Source organism: Streptomyces sp. NPDC043867 (assembly GCF_056435845.1).
Genome location: NZ_JBWKDS010000003.1, coordinates 169,055 through 181,974 on the forward strand (window position 1 = coordinate 169,055; position 12,920 = coordinate 181,974).

Annotated in this window: 13 protein-coding genes and 3 pseudogenes; 9 read left to right on the plus strand and 7 right to left on the minus strand. The window is 69.9% G+C overall.

The annotated features are described in order from the left end of the window. Together AC069T_RS04310 and AC069T_RS04315 are read left to right on the plus strand one after the other, a co-directional pair. Window positions 1-591 (plus strand): tectonin domain-containing protein (locus tag AC069T_RS04310; RefSeq protein ID WP_478781260.1); only part of this gene is annotated, 591 nt, incomplete at its 5' end. A 407-nt stretch (window positions 592-998) separates the two neighbouring features. Next, window positions 999-2,204 carry a lipase family protein gene (locus tag AC069T_RS04315; protein WP_478781261.1) on the plus strand — a complete coding sequence of 402 codons (1,206 nt, stop codon included), beginning with the start codon at window positions 999-1,001 and terminating at the stop codon, window positions 2,202-2,204. A 166-nt stretch (window positions 2,205-2,370) separates the two neighbouring features. Here AC069T_RS04315 and AC069T_RS04320 read toward each other — a convergent pair whose 3' ends face one another. From AC069T_RS04320 to AC069T_RS04335, 4 genes are all read right to left on the minus strand, one after another. Then, on the minus strand, window positions 2,371-2,736 hold the full coding sequence (locus AC069T_RS04320; RefSeq protein ID WP_478781262.1) for a peptidase inhibitor family I36 protein: 366 nt from the start codon (window positions 2,734-2,736) through the stop codon (window positions 2,371-2,373). Between the two features lie 84 nt (window positions 2,737-2,820). Further along, window positions 2,821-3,276 (minus strand): RICIN domain-containing protein, encoded by a 456-nt coding sequence (locus AC069T_RS04325; protein ID WP_478781263.1) that lies wholly within the window; start codon window positions 3,274-3,276, stop codon window positions 2,821-2,823. Window positions 3,277-3,412: 136 nt separating this feature from the next. Next, on the minus strand, window positions 3,413-4,405 hold the full coding sequence (locus AC069T_RS04330) for an ArsR/SmtB family transcription factor (RefSeq protein ID WP_478781264.1): 993 nt from the start codon (window positions 4,403-4,405) through the stop codon (window positions 3,413-3,415). Window positions 4,406-4,550: 145 nt separating this feature from the next. Next, window positions 4,551-5,066 (minus strand): hypothetical protein, encoded by a 516-nt coding sequence (locus AC069T_RS04335; RefSeq protein WP_478781265.1) that lies wholly within the window; start codon window positions 5,064-5,066, stop codon window positions 4,551-4,553. Window positions 5,067-5,167: 101 nt separating this feature from the next. Here AC069T_RS04335 and AC069T_RS04340 point away from each other — a divergent pair, with 101 nt between their 5' ends. Together AC069T_RS04340 and AC069T_RS04345 are read left to right on the plus strand one after the other, a co-directional pair. After that, the gene (locus tag AC069T_RS04340) at window positions 5,168-5,347 is read left to right on the plus strand and encodes a hypothetical protein (RefSeq protein WP_478781402.1); all 180 of its coding nucleotides are present in this window, start codon (window positions 5,168-5,170) and stop codon (window positions 5,345-5,347) included. Then, window positions 5,299-5,466: pseudogene (locus AC069T_RS04345) on the plus strand (saccharopine dehydrogenase); the annotation flags it as partial. The gene AC069T_RS04340 and the pseudogene AC069T_RS04345, both read left to right, overlap by 49 nt. A gap of 164 nt (window positions 5,467-5,630) precedes the next feature. On the opposite strand, the gene AC069T_RS04350 reads toward AC069T_RS04345, so the two are convergent. Together AC069T_RS04350 and AC069T_RS04355 are read right to left on the minus strand one after the other, a co-directional pair. After that, window positions 5,631-6,332 (minus strand): hypothetical protein, encoded by a 702-nt coding sequence (locus AC069T_RS04350; RefSeq protein ID WP_478781266.1) that lies wholly within the window; start codon window positions 6,330-6,332, stop codon window positions 5,631-5,633. Between the two features lie 263 nt (window positions 6,333-6,595). After that, window positions 6,596-7,630, minus strand: coding sequence for a DUF6215 domain-containing protein (locus tag AC069T_RS04355; RefSeq protein ID WP_478781267.1), 1,035 nt, complete (start codon window positions 7,628-7,630; stop codon window positions 6,596-6,598). 210 nt (window positions 7,631-7,840) lie between these two features. On the opposite strand from AC069T_RS04355, the pseudogene AC069T_RS04360 reads away from it, so the two are divergent. The 3 genes and pseudogenes from AC069T_RS04360 to AC069T_RS04370 all read left to right on the plus strand — a co-directional run. Further along, window positions 7,841-8,149, plus strand: a pseudogene (locus tag AC069T_RS04360) (telomere-associated protein Tap); the annotation flags it as partial. A 9-nt stretch (window positions 8,150-8,158) separates the two neighbouring features. Then, window positions 8,159-8,718: pseudogene (gene tpg / locus AC069T_RS04365) on the plus strand (telomere-protecting terminal protein Tpg). A gap of 122 nt (window positions 8,719-8,840) precedes the next feature. Continuing rightward, window positions 8,841-9,923: a hypothetical protein gene (locus AC069T_RS04370; protein WP_478781268.1), complete on the plus strand. Its 1,083-nt coding sequence runs from the start codon at window positions 8,841-8,843 to the stop codon at window positions 9,921-9,923. A gap of 130 nt (window positions 9,924-10,053) precedes the next feature. Here AC069T_RS04370 and AC069T_RS04375 read toward each other — a convergent pair whose 3' ends face one another. Next, complete coding sequence (locus AC069T_RS04375; RefSeq protein WP_478781269.1) at window positions 10,054-10,434, minus strand: ArsR/SmtB family transcription factor; 381 nt, start codon at window positions 10,432-10,434, stop codon at window positions 10,054-10,056. A gap of 251 nt (window positions 10,435-10,685) precedes the next feature. On the opposite strand from AC069T_RS04375, the gene AC069T_RS04380 reads away from it, so the two are divergent. Continuing rightward, entirely contained in the window at window positions 10,686-11,381 is a 696-nt protein-coding gene (locus AC069T_RS04380) for a response regulator transcription factor (protein WP_478781270.1), read from the plus strand. Window positions 11,382-11,439: 58 nt separating this feature from the next. Next, window positions 11,440-12,858, plus strand: coding sequence for a sensor histidine kinase (locus AC069T_RS04385; RefSeq protein WP_478781271.1), 1,419 nt, complete (start codon window positions 11,440-11,442; stop codon window positions 12,856-12,858). The last annotated feature ends 62 nt before the right edge of the window (window positions 12,859-12,920 follow it).

Here is a 12,920-nt window from a genome sequence, read left to right on the forward strand (position 1 = left end):
CACGACGCCAATCCCTGGATCGGTGTCCCTGGCAAGGCGGTGGACATCGGTGTGGCCGCCGACGGGACGGTGTGGCACGTCAACTCCGCGGGCGGTGTCTACCGTTACACCGGGGATCAGGGCTCCACCGACTGGGTCGCCGTCTCGGGCGGCCTGTCCCGCATCTCGGCGGGGTCGCGGACCCATGTGTGGGGGGTGAACTCGTCGGGCCAGATCTACCGGTACACCGGGCACGACGCCAATCCCTGGATCGGTGTCCCTGGCAAGGCGGTGGACATCGGTGTGGCCGCCGACGGGACGGTGTGGCACGTCAACTCCGCGGGCGGTATCTACCGTTACACCGGGGATCAGGGCTCCACCGACTGGGTCGCCGTCTCGGGCGGCCTGAAACGGATCTCCGCCGGCTCCCGGACGAACGTGTGGGGCATCAACTCCTCCGACCAGATCTACCGCTACACCGGGCACGACGCCAACCCCTGGACGGGCATCCCCGGCGCAGCGGTCGACGTCGGCGCGGCTGCCGACGGCACCGTGTGGGTCGTCAACTCCGCCGGCGGCATCTACCGCTACACCGGCGACCAGCCGAGCTGACCGGTGTGAGCACGCGTGCGGGGTCCCGGTCGGCCGGACCGGGACCCCGCACGCGCACAGCGCACGCGGCGGGCTCATCGGGTGATTCCGGCGCCGCCCTCGTCATGGACCATGTCGGCCCCTCGGCACTGGTCGTCGACGCCGCGCACGGTGGGAAGGGGCACCGCCGGCGGCGGCAGCGTTGCGTTCGGGGCCGCGCCCGGAGGCGTAGCCCCGGTGCGAGCGGGCCAGGGGAGCGTTGGGCCAACCAGTCGCCTCGCCAGGCCGGCAGCACATGCCGTGCGCATAAACACTTCCCGTGCGTGCTCCATCAAATGTGGTGAACTCCGCAGCCCCGAAGGGTGATACGCCCGAATCGCCCCCCATGATGACGTCGTCTCACCCACCCCCTCACGAGGAGTACGTCCATGTCTGCGACGACCGAGCCCAACGTCGGTTCGTTCACCCTCGGCGGTTCGTTGACCGCCGAACCCGCCGGGACCCTCGAGGTGCCGGAGCACGAGGAGTGGCCCCTGCCGAACGGCTTCGCGTGGGTCTTCCTCGGCGAGGGCAACCGCAGTCTCACCCGGCCCGTGATCATGGCCGACGGCTTCAACCTCGGTCGGAGCAAGCTCGACGTGCTCTACCAGGGCCTGGAGGGCGGCGACTTCGCGTTCATCAGCGAGCTGCGCCGACGTGGCAGGGACGTGATCCTGCTCGGTTTCGAGGAGCGCAGCGCCTCGATCCTGGACAACGCGGAGACGGTCGTGGCCGCCGTCGTGCGGGCCACCGCCATGCAGCAGGGCGACGACCGTCTGGTCGTCGGCGGCTTCAGCATGGGCGGCATCGTCACCCGCTACGCACTCGCCAAGATGGAGAACGAGCGCGTCGACCACCGGACCGCGCTGTACTTCTCCTACGACAGCCCCCACCGCGGCGCTTCCATCCCGGTCGGCGTGCAGGCGTTCTCCCACTTCATCCCCTTCCCGAACGACTTCGCGAAGCAGATGAACAGTCCGGCCGCGCGCCAGATGCTGTGGCAGCACTACGACAAGGACACCGGCAAGATCGGTGTCGCGCCGGAGCGCACGGAGTTCCTGGCCGAGCTGGAGCGGGTCGGGAACTGGCCGGCGATCCCGATGAAGATCGCCGTGGCCAACGGCCGCGCCGACGGGGTCGGCCTGCCGGACGTGAAGCCCGGCGATGTCGCGCTGCGGATCGACCGGATCTACCCGGGCACCGCCTTCTACACCCAGGCCCAGGGCGACGACGTCTCGGCCGCATACCTGAACCGCCGGTTCCCCGCGGCCGAGAAGACCATCACGACCAACGGCTTCCCGGAAGTCGACGGCGCACCGGGTGGAACCCTGCACACGTACAAGATCCTCGCCGACACGATCAAGAAGCTCGGCGGCAAGGCGGATCTGCGGCACGAGGACGTCTGCTTCGTCCCCTCGGTCAGCGCGGTCGCGATCCGCAACATCGACAAGCAGGACGACCTGTACGCGAACATCCACGACCTGAACCCGGACGAGAGCGAGCTGGACGAATTCGTCTGCTCGTCCACGACCACCGCACACACCGCCGTCACCGAAGAGCTGTGCCGCTGGCTCATGGAGCGACTCCCGCACTGACCGCCGCCAGGTGCCGACCAGGGCCGCCGACCGCCCACCTCGTGCGGACGGCGGCCTCTCGTCGGCCGATCCGCCTCACCCCACTGCGCGTTTGCGCCCCCCGGTCAGCCGGCGCCGGGTGAAACGGTGAGGCCAGGCGCTGCCGTGCGGGTCCCCCGCCCGCACCTCAGCACGCGTTGTCGACGCCGTCGATCTTCTTCCCGAATCCGGTGTCGTAGTGGGCGGCGTAGTCGCCCTTTCTGACCGTGCGGCACACCTTCTGGCCGCCGCTCCAGTCGATGAAGCCGCCGGACCGGTTCGCGATGAAGGAGTACGAGTGATCGCGCCAGGCCGCGGGGAGGTCCTTGTATCCCCCCGTCCAGTTGTACTGGGCGCCGCTGTAGGACACGCCCGTCCAGAGGCAGATCGCATTGGAGGGACAGGTGGCACTCGTGTTGCTCGGACTCGCCTGCGCGGCCTGGGTGGTGGCCAGTGCGGCCACCGTCAGGACGCCGGCGATCAGGACTGAGCGCATGGACTTGTGTGCCTTCAACTCAGGACTCCTCAAGGGGGCGGACTACTGATCTCCGGGGATTTCCGAAGACGTGCGGCCGGTCGTTCGATGGCAAGCGCAGGTCTATCCCCAGTGCTGGTAGAGGCTTCCGTTGCAGGCGACGAGCCGGATCCCCTGAGAGGCGCTGCCATCGAGGCACCGCCCGGACTGAACGTGCCTGATCTCGCCGGTGGAGGAGGTGGGGCGCCACTTCTGGTACGTGCTTCCGTTGCAGGCGACGAGCCGGACCCCCTGGGAGACGCTGCCGTCGAGGCACCGCCCGGACTGGTAATGCCTGATCGCGGCGGTGCTGTCCCAGAAATAGTCCCATTTCTGGTAGGAGCTCCCGTTGCAGGTGTTGAGCCGGACCCCCTGGGATGCACTGCCGTCAAGGCAGCGATCGGTGTAAGCCAGGTTGTCCCAGGTGTTCCAGGCGGTTGCTGTCGCCTGAGCCGGTGCAGCGAGCAGGGCGGCCGCGGCCAGTGTTGCCGCCGTTCCCGCAGCCAGTGCTGTGGCCCTCGACAGGGCACGCTTGATCATCGGCGTTCTCCTTTCTCCAGGAGTTCGGCACCGGCGGTCCCCGGTCATGCCGAACGCCATGAATGCTCCGGGCTGCCGGCACGGGCGGCCAGGCCCTTAAGCCATGGCTTAAGGGCCCCGGCCACGCTGCGCGGTGCTATCGGTTCCCGTCCAGCAGTTCCCGGCCCAGGGCGGTGGCCATGTGCAGCACGGAACCACCGCGCCGGCTGGTGGTGATGAGGCGCGCCTCGCGCAGCGCCCTGGTGTGCTGGCTGACGGCCGCCGGCGAAACACCGAGGCGCGCGGCCAGTTCGGTGGTGCTGCAACCGCCGGCGGCCACGCGCAGCGCGGTGGCCCGGGTACGTCCGAGCAGGGCGCCCAGGGGATCGCCGCTCACGGAGCCCCTGGGGCGCCACAGCGCGGCGCCGGTGGCCGGGTCGGTCACCGCGGGTACGGTGAGCCGCGGCACCGACGCGTCGTCGTACGGGTCGTACAGCAGGCTGAACGCACGCCAGGAGAACAGCGTCGGCGCCAGGATCAGCCCTCTGCCGCCCAGGTGGATCTCGACCGGGCGGGGGTGGCGTATCTCCAGCACGGGCGGTTGCCAGCGCACCAGCGAAGGGCTCAGAGCGGCCAGCAGAGCGTCAACTCCGCCTTCCAGGAACGTGCGGGCGTACTGCGCCCGTACGGCCTCCAGCTGTGACCGGGAAGCCGCCCAGTACGGTGCGACGGCCACCCGGTGACAAGCCACGAGGCCGGCCGCCAGCAGCCGCCGGGCCTCGCCGTCCCCGTCGGCGAGGGCCCGCGCCCACGGCATGTGGGCGGGACCGACGGCGACGGGTTCCAGTTCGCGGCGTACCAGGGTGCGCGGTGCCCGCAGCAGAGCCTCCACGGCGTGGTCGATGTCGGGCGAGTCGCCGGCCAGCGCCAGCAGGTCGAGGCCCGGGCCCCGGGCCGGCAGCAGCGAGGTGAGTGGCCCGGCGTCCTGGCCCAGCCGGCCGGCCACGGTGGCGCGCCACCGTTGGAAGGGCAACGGGAGAGAGCGCCCGCACAGCATCTCCAGGCTGTAGTACGTCTCCGCGGCAGCCCCGATGGTACCGGCCACCCGGGTGCGGGCGAGATCCTCCGCGGTGAAGTGAATGCGCAGCACCAACAGACCCCCGTCACGCAGCGGGGGACACCTTCAGCTGCCTACGGTGCCGGTCCCGGCTGCCGCCTTGGTGGCGGCCGTGCAATTGTCGGACGGGGCGAGCGGGACCGACAACGCACTTTCCGGACCTTTCGCCATGCGGTGTTCAAAGCCTTGGCCTGCGGTCCTCGGCATCTGCCTGCCGGGGCGTGGTCCAGCTGTGGTCAACCCCGTACGGCTCCCGATCATCCGGCCCGGTCACCTCGGGGGTGTCAAAGCCCTGGGCCAGGACCAGACTGCGCAAGGTGCTGTACCCGAACACGAGGGTCGCGGCCGCGGTGAGGTACAGGCGGAGGTCGGCCTCCCCCAAGCCGTCACCGGTCCGCAGCACATGCACGAAACCCCAGACGCCCAACACGGTCGGCAGCGCCCACACCGGCCACAGCAGCCGGTGTGTACGCCGCCGCTGCCGTACGTCGGCCGTGGACCGGAGCACGACCCGCAGCCGCGCGTCGCAGTGCTCGCACCGTACGCTTGTCTCACTCGGTCGCTCGGCGAACCGGTCCAGGCTGCCCACCTCCGCGTTGGCCAGTGTCGCCGTCTGTGTGCTGTCACCGACGTGCCGCGTGACGTAGGTGTGCGTGATGCTGTACCGGAACCTGCCCGAGATCTCGCTCCCCACAGCGCCTCCCCGCTCTCCCGGCCCCCGCCGACTTCCTTCCCGTTCCTGACAGTTCACACCCGTGGGCGGCAGGGATGGGCCTGGGGAGCTAACCTGCGCGCATGCGTGGACAGTTCACCGGCTGGCCGGAGCAGGCCATGGACGTGTTGTGGCAGCTGCAGGGCGAACCGACCCACGCGACCCGCGAGCGCTGCCGCGCGGACCGCGAGCGCCTGGTCCGGCAGCCGATGATCGCCCTGTTACCGCGCCCCTGGTCGCCGAGGCCCTCGAGCGTGTCCTGACCGGCCGCACCAAAGCTGTCGGCGTCGTCTCCGCCGGCGAGATCTTCGATGCCCCCGACTTCCTTCACGCGCTCGCCCCGCACATCGCACTCGACCTGCACCCGCGGAAGCAGAGCGCCTGGCGGGGCCGTGCGCAGGACACGGCCCCCGTCGGCGACGGGCCGACAACGCCGCCGGTTTCGGCGCCGGCCGCTCCCGCCGGCTCACTCCTGCCTTCGACCGCGGAGGCGGAGGCGGAGGCTGCGCTGACGGCTGCGGGCCTTGCTGCCGTTCCGTGCGCAGGTCAGCCGGTCTGCCCCGAGGAGGCGACCTCGTTGAGGTCGACGGCGTCACCGGCAGCGGGCTTCTCCGGGTTCACGGCCTTGCCGTACTCGCTGAACGTGGCGGTGTTGGGGTTCTTCCCGCCGCTGGTGGTCGTTCGCAGGATGTAGGGCTTGCCCTCAGTGGCCACGAACAGGCTGAGCGTCTCACCGCCCGCCGACTTCTTGGTCAGCCGGATGGCCTTCTCGCCGTTCACGGTCGTCGTCGCCCCCTTCTTCAGCCCCTTGCGCTCGGACTTGTCCTCGTCCATCGACGCCACCAGCCCCTGCTTGTCGCACAGGCCCTGCGTCATGGAGTCGTCGGCGGGAGCCTTCACCCACTTGTCGCTCACCTTCGGCACGATCCTGTCGCCCTGGGGCTGGTCCTTGAGGGCCTTCTTCCAGTACGCCTCGTTTCCCCGCAGGTACAGCGTGGCGTTCACGTGGCGCACGTCAGCCGTCGTTCCGGCCGTCTTCACCGTGCCCTCGCAGTTCTTGCGCCGGTCCACGGAGAGATCCAAGTCGAGTGCCGCCCCGTTGGCCTGCCGTAGGTTGCCCTGCACGTGCATCGAGTCGGCCTGCTCGGTCGCCTTGACCGCTTCGGCTGCGATCTTGTCGGCGCTCTTGCCCTCGAACGGCTGCTCCTCGGAGTCGGAGCCGCTCCCGCACCCGGTGAGGACCAACACCGTAGCTCCCGCTAAGGCGGCCATCGCTGACGTCCTGTTGCCCATCAAGTTCCCTCCCGTGAGACGCAGTTGAGTCCCCGTCCATCCACGACCCCTGCGGCCGTGGATCACCCCGGATACCCAGCGGATCCACCAACTCACAGGAAGGAGAAATTCCTCTTGTTCCATGTCGTCGACAGGGACCGGCTCGCGGCGGGGGAGAGTGGCCGAAACGCAGAGGACGTCATCTCGCCTGGGCGCATCAACGAGGGGCTCACGCCGTCTCACCGGACGGGCCGTTCGGGGATCCTCGGAAGAACCTTCTCGGCGATGCCGCGCAGAGCGCTGTCGTCCGGGAGGGCTCCGGACGTGCTCCACACGGTGATGTCGCAGTAGCCGCCCCGGTCATGACGGTCCAGGGCCACGGACAGCGTCCGGGCGAGGGGGCCTTGTTCGACCGGTCCGCCGGACCCGCTGCTCCCGAGATCGATCTCGAACTTCATGGTGTGGTCCGAGGACAGGACCGCGGGCCGGCCGAGAACGGTGAGCGTCCTGATGTCCCTCTCGTCCCCGAACTTCATCAGCTTCACGTACTGGCCGGTCGTCAGCTCGTTGTAGGTGGCCGAGACGTTCACGGTGTACGTGTCGAACGCGACCTCGGCCTCCGGTTGGGCGACCCTCCCGTCGGTGAGGGGAGCGGTGTTGTTGGTGCCGGAGGCAGTGGTCGCGGTCTCTTGGGGCGTTCCCAGGAGCTCGGCCAGGTCTGAGCGGTTGAGCGCCTTGCACAGCTCCTCACCGGTCACCGGCTGCGGCGCGGCCTTGTAGACCTTCGGAAGCTTCTCGTGTGCCCCGCCCGGGCACGAGGCGGGCTCGGCGGCGTTGTCGTCGGACGGCGTGAAGCGTGGTGCCAGCCACAGCGCGGCCGCGAGGGCCCCGAACACGGCCACGGCCGCCACGGCCTGGCTCCATGCGTTGTGCTCCTTCTCCGCGGTGTTGGGGCCGGGAAGGGGCCCGGTTCCGGCCTGGGCCTCGAATCGGGGCGCGGGCTGCGGCTGTGGTTGTGGCTGGGCGCCGGCGTCGACCGCCGCCCCGTCCGCGGAGGCCGCCGGACCCGGGTTCCGGCGTGCGCGCAAAGCCCGGACCACCATGTGGACGCGTATCGCGGTGAACACGAGGAACACCGCGCCGAGACCGGCCGCGACCCGATCGTGATCCCGGACGGCGAGATACGCGATGCGTACGCCGAGAACGGACCCGACCGCGATGAGCAGGGGCTCGCGCACCCAGAACGGCAGGAGACGGAGGAGGAAACCGAGCATCCGACGATCTCACCAGGTCAAGATCACATTCGCCGTGATGGAAGCCACAGTTCCGGGCACGTGCCTGCGCCTTCCTTCTGCGCGCCCGCGTGCTGCACAACCTCGCGTTTCCCGGTTTCTGCTTCGCCACCGCCGTAGCCACGCTGGCCCTTCGCTGCGAGAGGTCAGCTCCTGTCGCAGCACACCGCCCACCCTCGAACGGAAAACGTACGCATCAACCTGCACCGCAAGATCGTCAAGCACGCGGCGTTCACCGGCCAGTACCCGGTCGCGGTCCTCTCCGACTGTGTCGTGTACGCGGCCGGCGGGCCCTCGCCGCTGGACTTCCTGCCCTACCGGGACGACAAGCCGCTGCCCGGCGGCTTCAAGCCCGGCATCAACCCCGGGCTGGTCAAGTGGGAGGGCACCCAGAGCGTGCTGTGGGGCGAGGGCGTCCGCGAGCAGTTCAACGCCCCCGAACTCAACCTCGCCCGGTACATCAAGGACGGCACCGTCACCGACGTCGACAACGGCGAGTAGGAGAGGGCGATGAACATGTTCGGGGACGGCCTGGACGCCGCTGTGCACAAGGCGTTCACCCGCCCGGCACCCAAGACCGCGGGCCCGCAGATGCGGTACCTGGTCAAGCAGCTCAAGGGCACAAAGGCGGTCGCCGAACTGCTCAGCATGTCCCAGCGGCAGGTGGAACGGTACGTGGCGGGCAAGGCCAAGAAGCCCCGCCCGGACCTCGCCGCACGCCTGGAGCGGGAGGTGAAGAAGCGGTGGCAGCCGCAGATCCGGGCCAAAGCCCGGCACAAGGCGGCCAGCACCGGCGGCATCGTCCTCGACACCCGCGCCCGGCTCGGCTACACCGCGCCGATCGGGACGACGGACCAGGACCGCATCCGGCACCTGACCGTCGCCCTGCCCCCCCCAGCCACGCCGCCCGCCTCTTCGAGGCCCAGGAACAGGGCGCCACCGAGCAGCACCTCCGGGAACTCGCCGCTGAGGCACTCAAGGAGGTGTACTTCCAGGACGGCGGCCGCCGCGCCGGCCAGCTGGAAGAGATCCGCTTCACGGACATCGAACACCTCGAGTTCGACCTCTGACCAAAGGCCGGGAAACGGGCTGGTCGATCTGTGCCTCCGTGCTCGACACTGAAGCGATGGGGAAGGGAAAGAGGAAGAAGGGAACGCCACATCGGTCCGCAGCCGGGCCGGTTGGCGCGGCCGTGCGACGCAACGGGGACAGCCCCGCGCTCGTCGACTGGGGACAGCCGTACGGCCCCGCGGAACGGGCTCGGCGTGAACACGAGCAGCAGGACAACATCCGCAGGCTGCTGCGCGAGGGCCAGGTGGAAGAGGTCGCCTCGATGGCGGCCACCGGCACGGTGTACGCGAGGGCGCGGCTGGCCGAGTACTACGCCGAGCACGGCCGGTGGGAGGACCTCCGAGGGCTCCACCGACGCGGCGACCGTCTCACCCCGAACCTGACCGAGCTCCTCCACCGCGTCATCGACCCCGGTGACATGCCCTTGGAGGCGGCGGTCACCGTCCTGAAGGTCCGCATGGAGGCCTGGGACGACGAAGCGTTCCAGCAGGTGATCGACTCGCTGTACCGACACGGCCTGGCCGAGCACGCACTCGACGAGTTGCGTGCCGGTGCCGGCACCCCACCCCACTGGAACACGCTGGACTGCGCGGAATGGCACCTGCGGGTGTACCTGCTACTGCGTGCGGACCGCGTGGCCGAGGCGCTCGCCATGGCCGAGGACGCCCGTACACAGTCCTGGCTGGCGCCGATCCTGGCCGAGCGGGGATACGTCGACGCGCTACGCACCCTGGCAGCCCCGGGCAGGACGGGCTTCGCCCTGCTGCTGGCCCGCACCCTCGCGACCCGGGGCCGGGTGAAGGAGGGTATCGCCATCATGCGGCAGCGCATCGATGCCGACGAGACATACGCGTACGAGTGGACGGTCGAGCTGCTCGCCGAACTGGGCCACGCCGACCGGGCCCTGAAAGTCCTCAGAAGCCGCCCGTACCAGCCCTACGCCGTGCCGAACACCGCCGGCTTCGTCGTCGCCCGGCTCCTGGACGAGGACGGCCGCCACGAGGAAGCCATCGAGGTGCTGCGCACCTACAGCTCCGCACCGAAGCAACTGGCCGAGCTGCTGGCCGGCCTCGGACGCATGGACGAGGCCATGGCCGTGCTCGACGCCGCGCTGAAGGACATCAGATGGCGACACGTCACCGCCGACCTGGCCGAGCACCGGGCAACCCTGCTCGCCCGCCACGCACGCATCTTCGAGGCGTGAACATTCCGAGCACGTAACGGCCTCCCCGGGCGATGTCCTCGACGGCGTTGTAGCCGATGGTGACTTCGCCCGGCGCGGCGCGCGGTGCGCCGCAGGGTCGGTCACCTCGGGGGTGGTGGCGGGGCGGTGCTCATCGGACGGGCTCCTCGGGGACTTCGGTGCCCTTGCCGTAGTCGGAGCACAGGTCGACGGCTTCGCCGGTGGCGGCGAGCAGCTGCTCGGCGGAGGCGAGGAGGTCCAGCAGTTCGGGGTGGGCCAGCGAGTACAGCGAGGCGCGGCCCTGCGGGCGGGAGACCACCAGTGCGCATTCGCGCAGGCAGGACAGGTGGGCGGAGACCGTGGACTGGGCCAGCTGCAGGCAGGCGACCAGGTCGGTGACGCGTGCCTCGCCCTCGGCCAGGCGGCGGATGATGGCAAGCCGCGCCGGGTCCCCCAGGGAACGGAAGAGCGCCACTGCTGCCGTCGGGGCGTGACAAGGGTCGGCTGTGAGGGCTGGTTCTGTCTGTTGCATCGTCACTCTCCGCTCTCATGGGCCGTATCGCCGGGGAAGCCGCCGCGCGCCGTCCCCTGGAGCACGGCGACGGGAGCCTACTCATCGACACATGACGATGATAGCGTGAATTGTCAATGTGATAAATGCATGTATCCGGCCCGTCCGCTCGGTTACCCGTTAGTTTCATCCATGTATTCCGATTTCATCGATAACATCCGATGTCGGGGTGGGTCGTCAGGGGACGGCTCCACTGCGACGGGGGTGCGCAGATGCAGGTTCTCGTGGTGGAGGACGACGTACGGATCGCCGAGGCACTGTCGGAGGCGCTGCAGCGTTTCGGACACAAGGTCGACTGTGTGGGCAGCGGCGGGGAGGCGCTCGACGCGGCGCCACACACCGACTTCATGCTCTTAGACCTGGGGTTACCGGACCTGGACGGGCAGGAGGTGTGCCGGCGGGTCCGCGAGACGTCGGCGGTGCCGATCATCGCGGTGACGGCCCGGGCGGAGGAGCTGGACCGGGTCCTGGTACTGCAGGCCGGTGCGGACGACTACCTGGTGAAGCCGTACAGCATGCGGGAGCTTCTGGCGCGCATGGACGCGGTGGCCCGCCGGGTGCGCACCCACAGCGCCGTGCCGGCCGCAGGCGATGGTCAAGGGGCGGCGGAGCGGTGCGTGTTCGGGCCGATCTCGGTGGATCTGAGGACCCGGCAGGTGGAGGTGGAGGGAAGCCCCGTACGCCTGACGCGCCGTGAGTTCGACCTGCTCGCCGCGCTGCTGGCCGACGCCGGGGCGGTGCGCGAGCGGGAGGACCTGATCAACGAGGTGTGGGATCCCAACTGGCACGGCTCCACCCGGACGCTGGACGTGCACATCGGCTCGCTGCGTTCCAAGCTCGGCGGCCGGGACTGGGTCGAGGCGGTGCGGGGGGTGGGGTTTCGCCTGGTGCTGCCCCAGCGGCCGTGACCACGAAGCCGGATGTCTGCGGGGTCCGCCGCGGCCGCGGCGTGAGGGGGAGGATGCCGTGCGGCGTCACTTGATAGCAGCCCTGGTGGCGTTACCGGCTGTCGTGGTCACTGCGCTGGGCCTGCCGCTGGCCATGGACCAGGGGGACGAGACGCTGCGGGAACTGGCGCACACCCGGGCCCAGCAGGCCAGGCAACTGTCGCCGGCCGCAGTCAAGGCCCTGACGACAGGTGAGCGGGACGAGCTGCGGGAACGGATCGCCGCGTATCAGGACGACACCGGAGGCCGCGCCCATGTCTTCGATGCCCACGGCCGCTCCGTGGAGGGAGCGTTATGCCTGCTGACACCGGAAAAGCTGGCGCAGCAGCAAGTGGTGCAGGCGGCGCTGCGCGGGCAGTCCACCGACTCGGCCGACTGGAAGGCCTCCAGGCTTTCAAAAGAACTCGTGGTCGCGGTGCCGGTCATCCACGGCGGGGTGCTGGTCGGGGCGGTCGTGGTGTGCTCGGCCCTGGACGACCTGCAGGTGCAGCAGCTGAGGATGTGGCTGGTGGCCGCTGTGATCGCCGCTCTCGCGCTGGCTCTCAACGGCTTCCTGGCTGAGCCGATCGCCCGGTGGATCCTGCGCCCGGTGCGGTATCTGGAGGTAGCGGCCCGCCAGTTCGCCGCCGGGGACCACGATGCGCGGGTACCAGTGCACCTGGGCCCGCCGGATCTGCGGGTGTTGGCGGAGACCTTCAACCACCTGGCCGTGCAGGTGCAACAGCAGGTGAGTGTGCAGAAGGCGTTCGTCTCCGATGCCTCCCATCAACTGCGCTCTCCGCTGGTGGCGTTGCGGCTGCGCCTGGAGAACCTGGAACCGCACGTGGCTTCGGCCGGTGCGGGCAGCCTGGAGCAGGCCCTGGGCGAAGTGGACCGGATGACCGGCATCCTCAACGCGCTGCTGCTGCTCGCCCGTGCGGAGTCCGGCACCCAGGCGGCCGAACCGGTCGATGTGCTGGTGGTGGCAGAAGAACGGGTGGCGTCCTGGAGGCTGGTGGCCACGCCCCGGAACGTCACCCTCACCATCGACAGCGACAGCCAGCCGGTAGCACGGGCGATCAGCGGCACACTGGACCAGATCCTCGATGTCTTCCTCGACAACGCCATCCGGGCCGCACCGGCCGCCTCGACCGTCGTTCTGCGGCTGGCCGAGGACGCCGGGATGGTAGCGGTGCAGTGCATCGACGCCGGTGCCGGGATGAGCCCGGACGAACGCGGCCGTGCCTGTGACCGGTTCTGGCGCGGACCCCGGGCCGCGCCGGGTGAGGGATCCGGTCTGGGTCTGGCCATCGCCGCAAGCCTCGCCCGCGTCAACAACGGCCATGTCCTGCTCCAGGAAGCGCCGGGCGGCGGCCTGCACGCCGAAGCCCGCCTGCCGGTCTGGCTGCCCGCACCCCGCAAGCCCCATACCGGCATGCTCCACCACACCCGGAGGTGATCCTGTCGTGTTCCTGCATGTCCCCTGCATCTGCCCTGCCGGAGTGCTGATACGCGCGTTCC

Excerpts from the sequence above, each read along its gene's own strand:
- AC069T_RS04315 (WP_478781261.1), top strand. The coding sequence starts at position 999 with ATGTCTGCGACGACCGAGCCCAACGTCGGTTCGTTCACCCTCGGCGGT.
- AC069T_RS04325 (WP_478781263.1), bottom strand. The coding sequence starts at position 3,276 with ATGATCAAGCGTGCCCTGTCGAGGGCCACAGCACTGGCTGCGGGAACG.
- AC069T_RS04340 (WP_478781402.1), top strand. The coding sequence starts at position 5,168 with ATGCGTGGACAGTTCACCGGCTGGCCGGAGCAGGCCATGGACGTGTTG.
- AC069T_RS04355 (WP_478781267.1), bottom strand. The coding sequence starts at position 7,630 with ATGCTCGGTTTCCTCCTCCGTCTCCTGCCGTTCTGGGTGCGCGAGCCC.
- AC069T_RS04375 (WP_478781269.1), bottom strand. The coding sequence starts at position 10,434 with ATGCAACAGACAGAACCAGCCCTCACAGCCGACCCTTGTCACGCCCCG.
- AC069T_RS04380 (WP_478781270.1), top strand. The coding sequence starts at position 10,686 with ATGCAGGTTCTCGTGGTGGAGGACGACGTACGGATCGCCGAGGCACTG.